Annotated in this window: 14 protein-coding genes, 1 tRNA gene and 1 pseudogene; 6 read left to right on the top strand and 10 right to left on the bottom strand. The window is 43.5% G+C overall.

Features of this window, described 5'->3' with window-relative positions; genetic code table 11:
* Positions 1-15 precede the first annotated feature (15 nt).
* The 7 genes and pseudogenes from FTU42_RS05445 to FTU42_RS05415 form a co-directional block, all read right to left on the bottom strand.
* Positions 16-1659: pseudogene (locus FTU42_RS05445) on the bottom strand (ABC transporter transmembrane domain-containing protein).
* Positions 1656-3131: a TolC family protein gene (locus tag FTU42_RS05440; RefSeq protein ID WP_253134782.1), complete on the bottom strand. Its 1476-nt coding sequence runs from the start codon at positions 3129-3131 to the stop codon at positions 1656-1658. Before FTU42_RS05440 ends, FTU42_RS05445 begins: the two are co-directional and overlap by 4 nt.
* Before the next feature lie 208 nt (positions 3132-3339).
* The gene (gene lptB, locus FTU42_RS05435; protein ID WP_005096670.1) at positions 3340-4083 is read right to left on the bottom strand and encodes an LPS export ABC transporter ATP-binding protein; all 744 of its coding nucleotides are present in this window, start codon (positions 4081-4083) and stop codon (positions 3340-3342) included.
* Positions 4083-4649, bottom strand: a complete 567-nt coding sequence (gene lptA, locus FTU42_RS05430; protein ID WP_005096669.1) for a lipopolysaccharide transport periplasmic protein LptA — start codon at positions 4647-4649, stop codon at positions 4083-4085. Before lptA ends, lptB begins: the two co-directional genes overlap by 1 nt.
* Positions 4633-5181 (bottom strand): LPS export ABC transporter periplasmic protein LptC, encoded by a 549-nt coding sequence (lptC, locus tag FTU42_RS05425; protein ID WP_005096668.1) that lies wholly within the window; start codon positions 5179-5181, stop codon positions 4633-4635. Before lptC ends, lptA begins: the two co-directional genes overlap by 17 nt.
* Before the next feature lie 33 nt (positions 5182-5214).
* Positions 5215-5754, bottom strand: a complete 540-nt coding sequence (locus FTU42_RS05420) for an HAD family hydrolase (RefSeq protein ID WP_180075107.1) — start codon at positions 5752-5754, stop codon at positions 5215-5217.
* Positions 5755-5757: 3 nt separating this feature from the next.
* Positions 5758-6750 carry a KpsF/GutQ family sugar-phosphate isomerase gene (locus FTU42_RS05415; protein WP_180083144.1) on the bottom strand — a complete coding sequence of 331 codons (993 nt, stop codon included), beginning with the start codon at positions 6748-6750 and terminating at the stop codon, positions 5758-5760.
* A gap of 484 nt (positions 6751-7234) precedes the next feature.
* Between FTU42_RS05415 and cysS the strand changes: the two genes are divergently transcribed.
* The 4 genes from cysS to FTU42_RS05395 all read left to right on the top strand — a co-directional run bounded on the left by cysS (position 7235) and on the right by FTU42_RS05395 (position 10844).
* Positions 7235-8656 (top strand): cysteine--tRNA ligase, encoded by a 1422-nt coding sequence (cysS, locus tag FTU42_RS05410; protein WP_005171297.1) that lies wholly within the window; start codon positions 7235-7237, stop codon positions 8654-8656.
* 62 nt (positions 8657-8718) lie between these two features.
* Positions 8719-8794 (top strand) — tRNA-Gly (locus FTU42_RS05405).
* A gap of 189 nt (positions 8795-8983) precedes the next feature.
* On the top strand, positions 8984-9772 hold the full coding sequence (locus tag FTU42_RS05400) for a PaaX family transcriptional regulator C-terminal domain-containing protein (RefSeq protein WP_159138181.1): 789 nt from the start codon (positions 8984-8986) through the stop codon (positions 9770-9772).
* Positions 9773-9863: 91 nt separating this feature from the next.
* The gene (locus tag FTU42_RS05395) at positions 9864-10844 is read left to right on the top strand and encodes a fatty acid desaturase family protein (protein WP_180083143.1); all 981 of its coding nucleotides are present in this window, start codon (positions 9864-9866) and stop codon (positions 10842-10844) included.
* 27 nt (positions 10845-10871) lie between these two features.
* On the opposite strand, the gene FTU42_RS05390 is transcribed toward FTU42_RS05395, so the two are convergent.
* Positions 10872-11789, bottom strand: a complete 918-nt coding sequence (locus FTU42_RS05390; protein WP_180083142.1) for a cation diffusion facilitator family transporter — start codon at positions 11787-11789, stop codon at positions 10872-10874.
* Between the two features lie 133 nt (positions 11790-11922).
* A complete protein-coding gene (gene yfcF, locus FTU42_RS05385) occupies positions 11923-12558 on the bottom strand; it encodes a glutathione transferase (protein ID WP_005096660.1) in 636 nt (211 codons plus the stop codon).
* A 226-nt stretch (positions 12559-12784) separates the two neighbouring features.
* On the opposite strand from yfcF, the gene FTU42_RS05380 reads away from it, so the two are divergent.
* Positions 12785-13504 (top strand): glutamine amidotransferase, encoded by a 720-nt coding sequence (locus FTU42_RS05380; RefSeq protein ID WP_180083141.1) that lies wholly within the window; start codon positions 12785-12787, stop codon positions 13502-13504.
* A gap of 49 nt (positions 13505-13553) precedes the next feature.
* Positions 13554-14186, top strand: coding sequence for a LysE family transporter (locus FTU42_RS05375; RefSeq protein ID WP_100357102.1), 633 nt, complete (start codon positions 13554-13556; stop codon positions 14184-14186).
* A gap of 71 nt (positions 14187-14257) precedes the next feature.
* On the opposite strand, the gene FTU42_RS05370 is transcribed toward FTU42_RS05375, so the two are convergent.
* A complete protein-coding gene (locus tag FTU42_RS05370) occupies positions 14258-14848 on the bottom strand; it encodes a YceI family protein (RefSeq protein WP_005171307.1) in 591 nt (196 codons plus the stop codon).
* Positions 14849-14891: the final 43 nt, after the last annotated feature.

Below are 14891 nucleotides of genomic sequence, written 5' to 3'. Positions count from 1 at the left end.
GTTTTTAGGATTTGGCTATACATCTGAAGGATCAATCAGGGTCAGGTCAATACCATCCAGTTTGACCTTGCCCTGTAACGGCGTCTGCATACCAGACAAGAGCTGCAACAAGGTTGATTTCCCGGCACCGTTACGGCCCAGAATCGCAATCTTTTCACCCGGTTTGATTTCAAGCTTTGGAATCATCAGGCTTGGTTTTGGATCATCTTCGCCGTACTTGAATACCACACCACTGAATTCATAATGACCATCAAGAGCTGAGCGATGAATCAGATGAGAATAATCCGGCTGATCGACCGATTTTTTCATCAACTCATCCAGACCGGCTTTGGCCACTTTGGCCTGTTGCAGACGACCCAACACGCCAGTAATTTGTGAAATCGGTGCCAGCATTCGTGAAGACAGAATCGAACAGGCCACCAATGCACCTGTGGTCATCTCGCCGTCCATCACCGCAAAAGCACCGACCAATACCACAATGGCAAAGGTCAAGCCTTGGATTTTTTGCGTCCAGGCCGTCATCAAACCCACAATCTTACGTTGCTGCATGCTGACATCGGCTGAAACTTCATTCATATGGTTCCACTGATTCTGGAAGCGTGTTTCAGCTCTGAGCAGCTTGATATCTTCAATCCCTTGCACGGCTTCTACCAGCAAGGCATTACGGATGGCAGATTCACGCATGCCCAGCTGAGCCAGTTCTGCCAGTTTTTTCTGCGCCAGAATGCCAGGCAGAATCATCAGTGGCACCACCAGCAGCATCACCCAGAACAGGTTGCCGCCAATCACCCAGAAAATCCCTAAGAACAGGAAGAAAAATGGCAGGTCGGCAATCGCAGTCACTGTGGTTGAAGTGACCAGTTCGCGTACCCCTTCCAGTTCCCGAATCTGCGAGATAAAGGTACCAGTCGATTTGGAACGTTCACTATTTTTGATGCGCAAAGAATGGCCAAATACCCGATCCGAAATTTTCAGATCAGCACGTTTACCAATAATGTCTGACAGATAGATTCGGGAGACGCGTAAAACAAACTCGAAAATTGCCGCAATCAGCACACCGCCAGCCAAAACCCATAAGGTAGGAATCGATTGTGATGGAATCACGCGGTCATACACGTTCATCGAGAAAACAATCGTGGCCAGTGCCAGAATATTCGCGATTAAAGAGGCGAACATGACATCGATATAACGTTTCCAGTCATTCAAGACAATTGACTAGAACCAGTTTTTCTCGAACGGCTTGATATATTCATCCACCCGCGCATCCGGCACAGAAGATTCGGGACGCAGAACATACAGATGCTTTACGCCCGTCTCTAACTGTTCAACCGTGAAACTTTGAGACAAGCCTTCATCGCCACTGAGCTGTATACTGACGTTAGCTTGGGTGTCGATGCGTTCAATCACACCCACATCCCCACTCTCAAACTCCACCAGCAAAGGCAAACGCCACGGATTCAGCAAGCTGCTGTCAAATTTATTTTTACGGACATTTAAACCAATCTGCCGGCTGACAATTTTGAGCATCTCGTCGATGTCATGATGCTGGTTCCAGTCCAGTTGCAGACGAATCCGCTCCTCAGAAGGTTCAATCCGGTAATGTCTGGCAATATTCAAAACCGCTTTAAGCCACGGTTGATAATTTATTGTAGTACTCATGGCTGAACTTCAAACCCCTGAATAGAAATACGGTTAAGCGCGTAAATATCCCGTGTACGGCCGGTAACCTGAATATATTGCACAATCGCCGAATAGATGTCATAGCGCGCAGATTCAATTTCCTGTGCTGCACTATGAATCGCCTGTTCTGCGTTGAGCAAATCCACCACGGTTCGGGTACCCAATTTATATTGTTCTTGATACAGCTCTTTGGTTCGTACCGTGGTTGCACGACGTTGGGATAAAACTCCCATTTGTTTTTGCTTATTTTCAATCTGCTCACGAATCAAGCGAACCTGATCCAGTACATCCAGATAAACCGTATTGACCTGCGCACGTGCAGCTTCTTCGGCATAACTGGCAGAACGTGCCTGAGAGCGTGCTGCGCCACCCTGATAAAAATTACTGCTGGCTTCAATCATGATTGAATTATAAAAGCCGTCATCTTCATTATTATTCGGATTCCGCCCATTAACAGCCTGACTTAAACTGCCTTTCAGATGAATGCTTGGATAACGACTTAAACGTGCCTGATCTTTTTGAAAGCGTGCAACCTCTACACCTGATTGTGCCAGAATCATATTGGGAATCTGGGTAAATTCCGGATCCTGATACAGATCGGCCTGCGCCACAATACGTTCTGGAATCTCCCATTCCACCGCAGACACATCAAACCCCAGCAAAGTGCGTAAACGTTGCTGATATTGTCTGAGCTGGGTCTGCTGCACCAGCAGGTTCGATTGTGCCGCTTCCAGATTGGACTGAGCCTGAATTGGATCGGCCTGACTGCTGATACCGGCACGGGCACGCAAATTGGCAATTTCTGCAATCCGTCCAATGCCCTGAATCTGTTGCTGGGCAATTTTGGTAATTTCCTGATAACGCTTGATATTAACAATCGCATCTGCCACTTCAAAAGCCACCTGATCCAGACTGACCAGCACCCTTGCCTGCTCTTCTGCCAATCTGGCTTCCTCGATACTGACATTGGTTTTGATCTTGCCAAAGTCATACAGCATCTGTGTCGCATTTAAGGAAATCACTTGACGTCCACGCTCACCCGAGGTCAGATCACCGGTCCCCAATCCGCCCGATAACTGCGGATAATAGGCTGCTTTTGCCACATCAATATTGGCCGCCTGTGCAGACAGGGTAGAAATACTCTGGCTAATTTCAGGACGTCGCTGAACTGCGGTATGGATCGCTTCCACCACATTCATCTTTTGTGGAATAGGAGCCACGATAGGGCCGGTAGCAGACTGTCCCTGTTGTGGCCGGGTAATCTGTGGCAGTTCAGCTACCTGAGAAGTGTCTAATGAGTAGCGACTGAGTGACGTAATATCAACTGAATGCGCTGACCGTGTTGGCTCTGGTGCAATCAGTTTACTTAAACCGTTTTTAATATTTGCAAAATGGTTTTGCGAAGTTTCTGCATGTGCCAAGGAAATAGATAAAGGCAAAAGAAGACTCATGAAGATCCCCCTTTTTTTATCGGTTTTCCCCCTGAACATTTTTTATGTGCTGTACCCTAAATCGCATAATAATTAATGTTTCGTGTTTTAGCCTAACAATATATCAAATCGTTGTAAAAGATACTTTTTTAACGTTGATTTGATGAAAAAAAACCCTCATCCGACAATTGGTATCGTGATGTGGGTATCTTACAGACATAAAAGCTGTTTATACGGTAAAATCATCACCTAAATAAACTTTTCTTACTGTTTCATTGGCCAGAATTTCTGCTGGCGTACCTTCAGCAAGCAATGCTCCCTCACTCACAATATAAGCATGTTCACAAATCGCCAGCGTTTCACGCACATTATGATCGGTAATCAATACCCCAATCCCACGATCTTTCAAAGTGGTGATGATATCTTTAATATCACCAACCGAGATCGGGTCGACACCAGCAAAAGGCTCATCGAGTAGCATAAATTTTGGATCTGCCGCCAATGCACGTGCAATCTCGGCACGGCGTCGCTCACCACCGGAGACACTCATTCCTAAAGAATCTTTGATATGAGTGATTTTAAAGTCGGCCAAAAGTTCCGCCAGACGTTGCTGACGTTGGGCCTTGGTCAAATCCTTGCGGGTTTCCAGAATCGCCATAATATTTTGTGAAATTGTCAGCTTGCGGAAAATCGATGCTTCTTGCGGCAAATAGCCAATTCCCTTGCGTGCCCGTTCATGCATGGCCAGATCAGAAAGATCCAGATCATCCAGATAGATTTCACCTTTATCCATACGTACCAGACCGACGACCATATAGAAGCTGGTGGTTTTACCTGCACCATTAGGTCCGAGCAATCCGACAATCTGGCCACTTTCCATACTAAAAGACACATCTTTCACCACCCAGCGCTTATTATAATTTTTCGCCAGATGTTTGATGGTCAAGGTTTGAACTTGCTGCGATTGTTCCATTAATCACGTGCTCCTGGAAAGGATTGTGAAGCTGATGGTGGAATCACAATTTTTACGCGACCTTCAGCTGAACCGGTTTTATTCGGTGTACCAATCGCTTCAACATCACCTTTATTCATACTATATTTTAAAGTCGCACCACGAATACTGGCCCCATCCTGCTGCAATAAGGCATTACCAGACAGGGTAATAATTCCGGTTTCAGCATTGTAGACAATTTTCTGAGCCTGACCTTTGGTTAGACCTTTGGAGGCATCTACTTTTTGCTGGAACTGTGTCGGGCTACCGGTAGCCGTAATCAGGCTAATCTGGCGCTTATTGTTCAGATTGGCCACAATTGAATTGGCTTGCAGCTTCATGGTGCCCTGTTCAATGATGACATTGCCAGAATAGGTCGTCACCCCAGTACGCTCATTAAAAGTCGCGCGATCCGCCAGTAAGGTGATCGGCTGGTTACGGTCAGATGGCAAGGCAAAGGCCGCGATTGAAAAAAGTCCAATCACAGTCGCCAGCGCAGTGCGCTTCAGGAAAGTGTGCATCATTTTGACTTTAGGAATTTGGTTCATACTTTCCTCGAATATTAAAGAATTCGTATTGACCATCATTAAGATTGGCTTTAAGACCCTGGCTGATAAATTCAGCCTGTGGAGACTCCACGATCACCGTTTTATCAGTTTCAATTTCACGTGTTTTTGGAAAAGCCGTCAGCTCCTCAGTACGGAACTCTAACTGTCCATTTTGCATGATTTTGGTGGCAAGCACTTCTTGAGAGAGTACAACTTTTGTATTGTCATCATAGCCATGCGCCATTTTGGCAGAGAAAGTCGCATCGACTTGAGCATTGTCATAGGTCGAAGCTTGCAGATTTTCCAGCTTGGAGGTCTGTTGCTGCAAGTTCTGCTCAAGTCGATCCACCTGGGCGCGAACCGATAACATGCCTGATTCATCTGTCTGGGTTAAGTTAATATCTTGAGCGGAATAGGTCATGCTGCGCGCGGAGTCCGTCTGCAGCTTATTGCCCTTGCCACTGTAATAATAATAACCACCACTTATTGCGGCAATCATCACAGCCGTAATATATAAAACTTTAGTATCCATAAGCGGTGTACTTAATCCAAAAGATATGACTTATTAATAAGGCGCACGAGTATATTTTTCAAGTAACTCTTGGTATACGCCTTTGGACATCAGCAGCATATCGCAGATTTCACGTACTGCACCACGGCCACCCAGCGCCTGAGTCACCAGGTCTGCACGGCGACGAACTTCGACATGACCATTCGGTACGGTCACTTTCATGCCAGCAATGGCAAAAGCAGATAAGTCAGGCCAGTCATCGCCCATATATAAGCAATCTTCAGGGTCGATATTGAGCTGTGCACATGCTTCACGTAGTGCTGTGCCTTTATCTTCACGGCCCTGATAGACCAGATCCACACCCAGGTCAGACATCCGTTTTTCGACAATATTACTTTTACGGCCAGTGATAATAATCACATTGATTCCAGCCTGCTGAACCAGTTTCATACCCAGACCATCGCGGATATCGAATGATTTGATTTCATCACCAGTATTGGTCAGCGTTACAAAGCCGTCACTTAAAATACCATCTACATCAAGCACTAATGCTGCAATATGACGTGCCTGCTCTAATAATACATAAGATGCCATTTATTAATTTACCCCAGCCTGAATCAGGTCATGCATACTAATCACACCAATCACTTTATTGGCCTCATCAACCACTACAAACTGGTTGATTTTACGTTCATTCATACGTTCCAGCGCCACGACTGCACGTGCTTCCTGAGAAATCGTAAGCGGATTCTTGGTCATCACGTCCTGAATTGCCAGATTGACATCAAAACCTTGCTGTTTATCAATTAAACGACGCAAGTCACCATCGGTAAAAATTCCCAGCAAGACATCATTTGCATCTACGACCGTGGTCAATCCCAGACGTTTGTTGGAAATTTCATACAATACTTTGTTCATGGCGGTATCTGGTGAAACTTTAGGTAAATCATTACCCGTACGCATCAGGTGTTTTACATGTAATAACAGACGCTTACCCAAAGCTCCGGCGGGATGCGAGCGGGCGAAATCATCTGAAGTAAAACCACGCGCATCCAGTAACGCCACCGCCAAAGCATCGCCTAAGGCCAAGGTGGCAGTCGTTGATGAGGTGGGTGCCAACCCGAGCGGACAGGCTTCCTGAATATTGCCCAGAGTCAAAGCCACATCGGCATTTTGTGGCATTGGGCCACGCTCATCGCCGCTAATGGTAATTAAAGGAATTTCAAGATGTTTGATGAGTGGCATCAGCATCATGATCTCATCACTCTTGCCTGAGTTTGAAATCGCAATCAGCACATCACCCGCGACCAGCATTCCCAAGTCGCCATGACCGGCTTCACCCGGATGCATAAAGAATGAGGGTGTTCCGGTCGAAGCAAAGGTCGCCGCCATTTTACGGCCAATATGACCTGATTTGCCCATTCCGGTAATTACCAGACGGCCAGTACACTGTAGAATAACTTCACAGGCCCGGCTAAAACGGCCATCAATCTGTGTGGCTAAAATCTGTAATGCATTTTCTTCGATGCGCAGTGTTTCAAGTGCGACTTTCTGAAAATCGAGTTGATTCGCTGTTTTTTGTGAATTCAAAGCCTGCTTACCTACGTTAAGGACAGAGAAAAACTCTCATTTGATGGGCACAATTTTCGCAATTTTAGCATAGCTATGCAATTGCAAGCTTTCTAAATGTAGAAGATTCGACAGATTTTTAATATATCTTGATTGTATGTGACTTACGCAGTCTGGTATCTCCACCTCTACATTTACTCCATTTTTGACGCTGTAAAATATGCTTGTTTTTTATTTTCTATCGACACATGTCCATTCTCTCCTCAATAAGCTGGATTCGAATAAGATCATACTCATCCCAATATCACCTAACCTCCCTGGCAAACACTAGTTCTGTAAAGCTGAGCTCAATATTCTGACTTCCGTCCAAGAATCACCTTTTTATCAATCAGTATCTCTGCCTAACTATGCTAAATATCTGAGGCTTTTTACGCTTTTGTCTTTATGAATAATTATGCTTAGGTTAAGATGATTCATCCTTTTATTTGAAGTCTTTTGAACAGCTATGCAACCATTTGTTCTATATAACTCAGAGCAACGCAAAAAAGTAGAATTCGTACCTCGTGTTGAAGGTCAAATTGATTTGTATGTCTGTGGTATGACCGTCTATGACTACTGTCACATTGGACACGCACGTACAGTGGTTGCATTTGACTATATTATCCGTTTCCTGCGCAGCCAAGGCTGGAAAGTCAAATACGTGCGCAATATTACCGATATTGATGACAAAATTATTAAACGTGCCAATGAAAATGGCGAAAGTATCTCTGAGTTGACCGGCCGCTTTATTGATGCGATGAATGAAGACTTTGCCAAACTAGGCTGTCTCCCGCCTGATGCTGCGCCTAAAGCCACAGACTATATTGACCAAATGCAAGATATGATTGGCAATCTGGTCGACAAAGGCACGGCATATCCATCTAATAATGGCGATGTCTATTTTGAAGTCGAAAAATTTGCCAAATATGGCCGTCTTTCTGGTCGCAAGTTAGAAGATATGCAAGCTGGGGCTTCTGAACGTGTTGATGTCGAAGTTCAAAAGAAACATCCATTTGACTTTGTCCTCTGGAAACACGCCAAAGAAAATGAACCTGCATGGCCTTCACCTTGGGGTAATGGCCGCCCGGGTTGGCATATTGAATGTTCAGCGATGTCGACCTGCTGCCTGGGCAATCATTTCGACATTCATGGCGGCGGTGCCGATTTGACCTTCCCGCATCATGAAAATGAGATTGCACAATCTGAAGCAGCAACCGGTGAACAATATGTGAATTACTGGATGCATGCCGGATTCATTAATGTCGATGGCGAGAAAATGTCGAAGTCTTTAGGCAATTTCTTCACCATTCGCGACGTGATCGAAAAGTTCCATCCGGAAGTGGTGCGTTACTTTATTGTGTCTTCACACTATCGCAGCCCGGTGAACTATTCGGATGTTGCCTTAAAAGAAGCGAAAAATACTTTGTCTCGTTTCTACCATTCATTTAAAACCTATCAGGCGGTTTATGGCGATCATCTGGTGGAAACGCTGGATGATGCTTTGGTTGAACGTTTTAATGCTGCCATGCGTGATGATTTCAATACACCTGAAGCGATTGCAGTGCTATTTGAAATTAACAAAGAACTGAATCGTGCCGTGAAAGAAGAAAATGCGGAACAGGCAGCAATCTACTACGCAACTTTACGCCATTTGACCAATATTCTCGGTCTGGTACAACAAGATGCAGATGAGTTTCTCAAATCTGATATTGGTCAGGAAGCCCTAGGGTTATCACCTGAACAAATTGAAGGTTTAATTCAACAGCGTCAAGATGCCAAAAAAGCCAAAGAATTTTCGCGTGCGGATGAAATTCGCCAATCTTTACTTGATCAAGGTGTTGTTCTTGAAGATACCCGCCAAGGTACAGTTTGGCGCCGTGCTGATTAATTAAGCAAACAGATTTGTAGAGAGTTGACACTGCTGTGGAATTCTCTATAATTCATCTCATTGCGGGAATAGCTCAGTTGGTAGAGCATAACCTTGCCAAGGTTGGGGTCGGGAGTTCGAGTCTCCTTTCCCGCTCCAGAATACGAAAAGCCCTTATCGAAAGATAAGGGTTTTTTTATTGTGTTTAAAAAATTTCATTGATAAAAAGCATATCTCAAATCACTTATTCATCCTCTTTCACCCTGACATTTTTTGGGTTATTCACAACAAAGTGCTATTGTAAATAAACTTCAAAACTTTCAATTCCTTTAATTACGATATCGTTTCATGACTTATAAATTGAATGCCCGTCATCTGGTTTTAGACTTGTTATATGCGTCTCAAAATTCCACCGCCAGCATTAAACAGATGCTATGTGCAGCAGATCTATTAAGCATTTCTCACAATAGTCTGCGGGTTGCTGTAGCCCGATTGAATCAGGAAAATATCATTCAAGCTGTAGAGCGCGGGGTGTATCAATTGCTAGAAAAAAAATTTGATACTTCTTTTATCAGTTTAAACAAGCATCCAAATATGCAAATGGCGACCGCGTGGAATGGAAAATATGTACTGGTTTATACCGGTGCTTTGGGACGTGTAGATCGCACTGCATTATCCAAACGGGAAAAAGCACTAGGTTATTATGGCTTTCAGGAAATGGAGCAGAATGTTTTTATTCGTCCAGACAACTTAATGCTGAGCTTAACCGAATTAAAAACGGCTGCAATCCAGTTTGGATTAGATCCAGATGCACGTTTTTTTCAAGTCAGTGAGATAGATCAGGAAATAGATGTCAGTGCACTTTGGGATGTTCAAGCCTTACATCAAACTTATCTGGAGGTGAATCAAGACATTCATCAATGGTTTGATTACTCTCAAAGCTTGCCTTTATCTGATGCAGCAAAAACCGCCTTCTATCTCGGTAAATCTGCCTTATTTAGTTTACGTGCCGATCCCCTACTTCCTGCAGAATGGATAGAAGCCGAAGCTCGGCAACAATTTGAGCGGGCGGTTCGTAAAATAGAAAAACAGGGGCAATTTTTATGGCAGCAATATTTTAACAATCAGGGTGTATAATTTATTTCATATTTATTCACAAAAATAAATTGACTGTAATATTTAGGACAAATATATTGAAAGTAATGATAAGAACGCTATAGGCAAAACAATGAACACTAAGCTCAGTGTCACCGAATTTTTTAGCCGCGAAGAAATTAAAGAACTCACCACGACTTCTGACTTACATGGTGCTTGGTCTATAGCTTCAACTTGGGCTGTGATTGTGATGACCTTCGGTACAGTGGCCTATAGCTGGGAATATTTGCCCATTTGGGGAAAGGTTTTAATGTGTGCAGTGGCATTGGCGATTTTGGCAGGTCGTCAGCTGGCCATGGCGATTTTGATGCACGATGCCTCACACCATAGCCTGTTTAAAACCAAATGGCTAAATACACATTTGACCGATTGGCTGTGTGCACGCCCAATCTGGAATGAGGTCAGCAAATATCGTCCTTATCACTTGAAACATCATGCTAAAACCTCTCAACCAGACGACCCGGATTTAGGCCTGGTGAAAAACTTCCCCATTACTCAAAGCTCATTATTCCGAAAATTCTTTCGCGACTTAAACGGGCAATCTGGACTTAAATTTCTGGCAGGTCGGGTATTGATGGATTTGGAGCTTCTGGAATGGAGTGTATCCAACGATCCCAAACCTATTCCACGTGGCAATCGTAGCAAGGTAGATTTGGCCAAAAATCTGCTGAAAAACAGTTCAGGTATGCTGCTCGCGAATGCCACGATTTTCTCTGTGCTTTGGGCCAGTGGCCATCCTAAGCTGTATTTGCTATGGCCTTTGGCTTATATCACACCATTCCCTTTATTTATCCGTATTCGCGCAATGGCTGAACATGCGGGTCTGGAAACCAGTCATTCTGCCCTCAGCAATACCCGTACAACCCGCGCAGGTTATCTGGCACGAGCTTTTGTAGCACCGATTCATGTGAACTATCATATTGAACATCATTTAATGGCCGCTGTTCCGCATCAAAAGCTGGCGAAAATGCATCAAATGTTAAGAGAGCGTCAGTATGTCGATGCTCCACCAAGTTATTTGGATGTCATCCGTTCACTTCTAAAAAATAATTAAGCCCTGCGATGCTCAGATGATTATATTTCAGTGCTGATGGGTCGAATGCCCTCGTTGTTCCGGTGGACAATTTTCTGCCTCAATCTGTAAAGTCATTTCAGTAATATGATGCTGATGGCTCAACATTTCAAAAGCCTGATGACGCAGTTTCTGATAATCTACATTCGGTGCAACCAAATGTACCGTCAACATGACTTTTTTGGAAGTAATCGCCCAGACTTTAAGCTGATGAATATCTTGTACGCCTTCGAGTGCTAAAAGATCATGACGCAGTTTTTCAATATCAATTTCATCTGGCACTCCTTCCAGCAGAATATTGATACTTTGTTTGAGCAAAATCCAGGTGCGTGGCAAAACCCAAAATCCGATCAATACGGCAATCAGTGTATCTACCCACATCCAGCCAGTAAAATAAATCAGCAGCGCCCCGATCATCACGCCGACTGACCCCAATGCATCACTCAGCACCTCCAGATAAGCCCCTTTGATATTTAGACTTTCCTGACTACTCGACACCAGAATTTTCATCGAAATCAGGTTAATGATGAGTCCTAAGCTCGCCACAACCATCATCCCCAGACTCTGGATTTCTGGAGGATTGCTTAAACGTTGATAGGCTTCAAATAAAATATAAATCGCCACCACAAAGAGCATCAAGGCATTAAATAAGGCAGCCAGAATTTCAAAGCGTTGATAGCCAAACGTGCGTTTGTTATCTGCCGGTTTTTGCCCAATCTTGATGGCCACCAGTGCAATCGCCAGTGCCGCAGCATCAGTAAACATATGTGCGGCATCAGAAAGCAAGGCCAGACTCTGCGTCAAAAAGCCGGCAATAAGTTCCACAATTAAAAAACTGGTCGTGAGTGCCAGAGCAATCGATAATTTTTTGATATTTTTCGCAGTCACAGTGACATGACTATGCTCATGATGATGTGAATCCCCCACCCCGCACTCCTTAATAATGATGCAACAAGGACATTATTTCTCGTAATTTTCCACACAGTTCTGATTTATATTACGCTTGATTTTTATCTATTTAAGTCTTTTTTGTATCCTCTAGTTGATAAGTTTTGGCAGCTTAAAGCTTGAGCTTTTCATTTTCTGTTAGCCACGCCTGAACTGAAGCACGCTGGAAATTTCGCTGGATATATACCTGAATTTTATCAGGCAGTTCAATCTGCTGGCTAAGCAGGCGATGCAGCATAAAGGCCAGATCAAAATCTGCAATTGACCACTGCTCAGTGAGCCAGCGTTCACTGAGCAAGCTCTCTGTGACTGCCAATAAACGCTGAATATCTTGCAAGACTTCGGCTGATGCAATAAAAAGTCCTTTAGGCGCAACAAAGATTGAGTCTGAAGGCATGGCCTGGCGGATTGCCATAAAATCAGTTTTAACTAAAGCCTGAACTGCACGGCATTTTGCTCTGGACTGACTCTCTCTGGGGTATAAAGCTGGATAATCAGGCGCTGGAAAAGCATCTTCCAGATATTCGGTAATCGCCCAAGATTCAAATAAATGAAAATCATCCATCACCAGACAAGGGACTTTTCTACTGGGGCAAATTCTGCGATATGCCATGCTTTGTTGTTCCAGCTGATCTAGGTCAACCGTTTTTTCCTGAAAATTCAGGCCTTTTTCTTTTAAAGCGACGTAAACTGACATGACATAGGGACTGATACGTTTTTTATCGATATAGAGACAGATATTGTGCATTTTTCTTCCTCAATTTTTTTATTCTATATTCGCCTCTACTCTACTGTCTTTCTAGTGGGAAATGAAATTGGGCTGCATAATGATACAAAGCCGGTTCAGAGCCCTGCACCAGGATTCACTATTCAGATTGAGAATATCTTGCTTCATAAATTACGGGATTAAAAAGACTTCTATTTTTTTACAGAATGACGTTAAATAAATATTTCCCGTTTTAGATTAAATGACCATGCTGAACCTGGACCATTTCCCCGATACTGTATATGCAATCCAACATCTCGCTTTTGAAGACCTCGGTGCTTGGGAAGATGTATTTTATCAGCTGGGGCTACGTGTCCGCTATTTTGAAGCCGGGATTGATGACCTGCGTAAGGCGTATGAGCATCCTGGTTTAACCGTAATTCTCGGTGGCCCAATTGGGGTTTATGAAACAGAAAACTTTCCTTTCTTACAAGCAGAAATAGACCTGCTTAAAGTACGTTTGGATAAGAATTTACCCACTTTAGGAATCTGTCTGGGTGCTCAATTGATTGCGCATGCGCTTGGTGCCAAAGTCTATGCAGGACAGAGCAAAGAAATGGGCTGGTCTAAGCTCAGTCTTGCAGCTATCGAGAATAATCCACTGCGAAATCTGGAAAATATTGAAGTGCTACATTGGCACGGTGATACCTTTGACCTACCTGAACAGGCTGAATTACTGGCAAGTACTGAGCTTTATGCAAATCAGGCCTTTCGTATAGGCAGTAATATTCTGGCACTACAATTCCATCCTGAAGTCGCCAATGACAGTCTGGAAAAATGGCTGATTGGCCATAGCTGTGAATTAAGTCAGGCTAAAATTGATATTCCTGCACTACGCGCTGCCAATATTCAGTTTGCGCCTGTACTGGAAACTACCTCGCAAACTGTACTAGAGCAATATCTGACGCAATTAAATATCGTATCCTAGTCTCAGATAAATTCTAGGCTAAACTCTTCCTCTCGACTGTAGAAATATTATGAGCGCATTATTCGGCATTGCCGTGATTCATTTTTTTGCCCTGATTAGTCCAGGACCGGACTTTTTCTTTGTCACACAAAGTGCCATCCGGCAGTCCAGAAAGCATGCTTTATGTGCAGCCCTCGGTATTTCATTGAGCATTCTGGTCTGGTCAATTTGTGCACTTGGCGGCCTGCATTTTTTATTTCAGAAAATGGTCTGGTTACAGCAGATCTTAATGCTATTGGGTGGATTATATCTGCTCTATCTGGGCAGTTTGATGTTGAAGTCGAGCTTTAAGACACCTCTACCTTTAACAAATTCGAAAGCAGAAGCTCTTTCTATCGTTCAGCCGTCGTATCTTAAATTATTGCTGCAAGGTTTTTTCACCAACATGGCCAACCCCAAAGCCCTGATTTACTTTAGCAGTGTATTTGCATTGGCGATTAGCCCTAATGCAAAACTATCAGAACAATCTTCTCTTTTAGCTCTGGTCTTTATCGAAAGTTTGCTCTGGTTTACGGTTGTAGCCATTATTTTTTCAATGCCGAAGATGACGACTTATTATCAAAAATTTGCCAAATGGATTGATGGAGTTACAGGCGGGATCTTTATCAGTTTTGGCTGTCTGCTGATTCTGAATCGTGATTAGATCTAAGTCATTTTATTTGATAAAAAAGCACCTAAATCAGGTGCTTTTTCATACTACCCATACAGAGAATCTTATTTCTTTGTAGGCGCAGGTACAGTGGCTTCAGTGGTAATCTGAACAGTAATTTTATCACCCACACTCGGTACGTTTGCTCCTAAACCAAATGCAGAGCGGTCAAATGAAGTGGTTGCATTGAAACCAATTGCTGGAACTTTCATCATTGGATGTTCAGCCTGTTTGTTTAAAACAGCATCCAATACCACAGGTTTGGTCACGCCTTTAATAGTTAAGTCACCAGTAATTTTGAAGTTCTTTTTGTTCTGCGTTTCTACTTTGGTACTTTTAAAGCTGATGTTTGGATATTTTGCTGCATCAAAGAAATCGGCTTTCTTTAAGTGATCATCTAAAGCTGTCACGTTGGTATTAATACTGGATACTGGAATTGTCACATGCACAGCTGACTTTGCCGGTTGTTCATTGTCCACCACGATTTTGCCCTGAATATCAGAGAAATTACCAGATGGCGTAGAAAAACCGAAATGATCCCAGCTAAATACGGCTGCAGTATGGGTCGGGTCAATTGTATAGGTTACTGGTTTTGCAATAGAAAATGTTGCTACAGATGAAACCGCTAAGCCTAATGCTAATGTTTTGAAATTCATGTTTTTATCTCTCGTTTTGGATGTTATTCAGTGTATAGAATTC

The organism is Acinetobacter sp. YH12102 (assembly GCF_013419125.1).
GTDB lineage: Bacteria > Pseudomonadota > Gammaproteobacteria > Pseudomonadales > Moraxellaceae > Acinetobacter > Acinetobacter pseudolwoffii.
The sequence above is the reverse complement of the archived record's forward strand: the minus strand, read 5'-3'. Positions and strand labels throughout refer to the sequence as shown.

Bases quoted from the DNA above. Each gene is read 5' to 3' on its own strand.
- FTU42_RS05440 (WP_253134782.1), bottom strand. From the start codon at position 3,131: ATGAGTCTTCTTTTGCCTTTATCTATTTCCTTGGCACATGCAGAAACT.
- lptB (WP_005096670.1), bottom strand. From the start codon at position 4,083: ATGGAACAATCGCAGCAAGTTCAAACCTTGACCATCAAACATCTGGCG.
- lptA (WP_005096669.1), bottom strand. From the start codon at position 4,649: ATGAACCAAATTCCTAAAGTCAAAATGATGCACACTTTCCTGAAGCGC.
- lptC (WP_005096668.1), bottom strand. From the start codon at position 5,181: ATGGATACTAAAGTTTTATATATTACGGCTGTGATGATTGCCGCAATA.
- FTU42_RS05420 (WP_180075107.1), bottom strand. From the start codon at position 5,754: ATGGCATCTTATGTATTATTAGAGCAGGCACGTCATATTGCAGCATTA.
- cysS (WP_005171297.1), top strand. From the start codon at position 7,235: ATGCAACCATTTGTTCTATATAACTCAGAGCAACGCAAAAAAGTAGAA.
- FTU42_RS05400 (WP_159138181.1), top strand. From the start codon at position 8,984: ATGACTTATAAATTGAATGCCCGTCATCTGGTTTTAGACTTGTTATAT.
- FTU42_RS05395 (WP_180083143.1), top strand. From the start codon at position 9,864: ATGAACACTAAGCTCAGTGTCACCGAATTTTTTAGCCGCGAAGAAATT.
- yfcF (WP_005096660.1), bottom strand. From the start codon at position 12,558: ATGCACAATATCTGTCTCTATATCGATAAAAAACGTATCAGTCCCTAT.
- FTU42_RS05380 (WP_180083141.1), top strand. From the start codon at position 12,785: ATGCTGAACCTGGACCATTTCCCCGATACTGTATATGCAATCCAACAT.
- FTU42_RS05375 (WP_100357102.1), top strand. From the start codon at position 13,554: ATGAGCGCATTATTCGGCATTGCCGTGATTCATTTTTTTGCCCTGATT.
- FTU42_RS05370 (WP_005171307.1), bottom strand. From the start codon at position 14,848: ATGAATTTCAAAACATTAGCATTAGGCTTAGCGGTTTCATCTGTAGCA.